The organism is Mycoplasmopsis alligatoris A21JP2 (genome assembly GCF_000178375.1).
Lineage (GTDB): Bacteria > Bacillota_I > Bacilli_A > Mycoplasmatales > Metamycoplasmataceae > Mycoplasmopsis > Mycoplasmopsis alligatoris.
In genome coordinates, this window is record NZ_ADNC01000008.1 from 1 (window position 1) to 2,982 (window position 2,982).

Sequence of the window (2,982 nt, forward strand, 5' to 3'; positions counted from 1 at the left end):
TCCATAGCAGTTCTTCTAGAAGCCATTTCAGAAATTTTAGCGGATGTACCTAAACAATAAATCATGCTTCCTACATATAAAGGTACTGAATTTTTTAAAATAGTATTAGCATCTGGTTCAAATTCAACTACAGAAGATTTAATATAATCTCCTGAAGGTAATTGAAAAGGAAATAATTTAAATTCAACTGCATCTTGTTGTACATTACTTATAAACTTAGTGTAAATAATATTAACACCATTGATTTTTTTATCATAATATGTATCAATTGCCAATTTGCTAATTTCATTACCTAGATTATAAGAAACTGTGTCACCATAATCGTGATAAACTTTTATAATTTGGTCTTTATAAATGCTATTTGATAGAGCAGCATATCCTTTTGAACCAACTACTACAACCATATCTTTAGGTTGAATTTTTTGTTTTAGATAAGTAATTAAATTTGAATTATAAGATCCACAAAGACCTAAATCAGAGGTAATAAGAATGTACATATTTGCCTCTATACCAGGGTGTTTAGGAAAAAGTGTATTAAATTCGTTTGGATTAACATGTAATAATAAATCATTAAATGTTTTTTCTAAATTATCTTGATAACTTTTAATATTTTCATATAACTCACGAGCTTTTCTAAGTTTAGATGAAGCAACAAGCTCCATAGCATGAGTTATTTTTTTAGTATTAGTTACAACATTAATGCGACCTTTTAAAATATTTAAACTAGCCATTATTTTGACTCTCTATATTTTTCAGGCATTAATTTGTGAACTTCTGGATTGTAGTTAGGAATTGAAGCAACTATTGAATTTACTATTTTAACTAATGCTTTTTCAAGAAGTTGATAATTTTGAGCACTAATTTCACCACTTGTTGCTATTTCAGAGATAATTACGTTTCCATCACCACTTAAATCAGCGTATTTTAAAACTGCTTCACGATATTCATTAATATACTCTTTTGGTAACGGGTTAATAATTCTTTCTTTAACACCAAGTAAAATTATTGCTTGAGCAATTTGTGAAATTGGTTGATATTGCTCTTGTTTTAATAATTCATAAACTTTAGCTCCGTGATTTAAGATGGTTTTTGTTGAATCATCTAAATCAGAACCAAATTGAGCAAAAGCAAGCATTTCATTATATTGCGCTAGTTCTAGTTTTAAAGAACCTACTACTTTTTTCATAGCTTTAATTTGTGCAGCACTACCAACACGACTAACACTAAAACCAACATCAACAGCAGGTCTTTGTCCTGAGTTAAATAAGTTTTCTTTGGTAAAAATTTGTCCATCGGTTATAGATATAACATTTGTTGGTATATAAGCAGAGATATCACCTTGTTGAGTTTCAATAATTGGTAAGGCTGTAATAGAACCTCCACCATTTTCTTTGGTTACTCTTGCTGCTCTTTCTAAAAGTTGTGAGTGTAAGTAAAATACGTCTCCAGGATAAGCTTCACGACCAGGAGGTCTTCTTAAAAGTAATGATAAGGTTCTATAAGCTATAGCGTGTTTTGATAAATCATCATAAACAATTAAAACGTCTTTACCTTTTTCCATTCACTCTTCAGCAATTGTAACACCAGTGTAAGGTGCAATATACTGTTGAGGTGCTAATTCACTTGCTCCTGAAACTACAATTGTTGTATATTCAAGCGCTCCTGTATCAGCAAGTTTTTTTACTATTTGAGCAACAGTTGAATTTTTTTGCCCAATTGCTACATAAACACATTTAACATCTTTACCTTTTTGGTTAATTATTGTATCAATAGCTATAGCTGTTTTACCAGTTTGTCTATCACCGATAATTAATTCACGTTGGCCTTTTCCTATAGGTATCATCGAATCAATTGCAATAATTCCGGTTTCTAGAGGCTGGTTAACTTCTTTTCTTGACATAACTCCGCTTGCAACACGGAAAATTTCTCTTGTTTTTGTAGTTTTAATTGGGCCTTTTCCATCGATTGGATTTCCAAGTGAATCAATTACTCTTCCTAGCATTTTATCACCGACTCCAACACTTATAACTTTTCCAGTTCTTTTAACTATATCACCCTCAGAAATAGAAGTAATATCTCCAAAAATGGTAACTCCAACTACTTCTTCTTCTAAATTTAAGGCTAGTCCATAGGTATTTTCGTTAAAAACAACTATTTCGGAGTTCATGACATTTTCTAAACCATTAACTAATGCTATACCATCACCAATTGAAATAACACGACCTATTTCTGCATAATCGATTTTGCTATCAAAGTTTTTTATTTTATCACGAATAATAGCTGAAATATCTTGTAGTTTATTTGCCATTTATTCCTCCTTTTTCATTTATTATTGTATTTTTGATTTTTTCTAAATCATTATTTATATTTTTTTCTATAATTTCTGAACCTAAATGAATTTGGTAACCACTTATTAGTTCTTCATTTATTTCATTTCTAATTTCAAATTTTTGATTATATAAATTTTCTAGTTTTGTTTTTATTTTTTCTAATTGAACTTTAGTTAATTTTTGTGCTGTTAAAACTCTTGCAAATTTTATATTTAATTCTGTGTTTGATAAACGTAAATAATGAATTAAGATATGTTTTAATTCATTGGCATTATTACGTTGAACAACAACTTTTATTAAATTAATTAAACGTTTATCATATTGTGCAAAAATTTGATCTACTAATTCATATTTTTGATCTAAAGTAATTGATTTAGCACTTAAAAATAAAATTAAGTCTTTATTTTGAGCAATAACATCTTTTAATTCATTGACTTGATTATGAATTAAAGAAAAGTCATTTTTTTCTTTAACTAAGTCATAAAAAGCAATTGCATATCCAACAGGATTTGCTTTTACGTACATTAGATTTCCTCTTTATTCAGTTTTGAATTTAAAAATTCATCAATGATTTCTTTTTGACTTGTTTTTGAAATTTCTTTTTTAAGAATTTTTTTTGAAAGTTCAATAGCGGTTTCAGCAATTTGTTTTT

3 protein-coding genes are annotated in these 2,982 nt (G+C 28.3%); all 3 read right to left on the reverse strand.

From position 1 onward, the window contains the following. The coding region (locus MALL_RS01580; RefSeq protein WP_005683438.1) for a F0F1 ATP synthase subunit gamma at window positions 1-731 on the reverse strand (731 nt) is incomplete at its 3' end. After that, entirely contained in the window at window positions 731-2,308 is a 1,578-nt protein-coding gene (gene atpA / locus MALL_RS01585) for a F0F1 ATP synthase subunit alpha (protein WP_005683440.1), read from the reverse strand. The genes atpA and MALL_RS01580, both read right to left, overlap by 1 nt. After that, a complete protein-coding gene (atpH, locus tag MALL_RS01590; protein ID WP_005683441.1) occupies window positions 2,298-2,855 on the reverse strand; it encodes an ATP synthase F1 subunit delta in 558 nt (185 codons plus the stop codon). Before atpH ends, atpA begins: the two co-directional genes overlap by 11 nt. Window positions 2,856-2,982 lie beyond the last annotated feature (127 nt).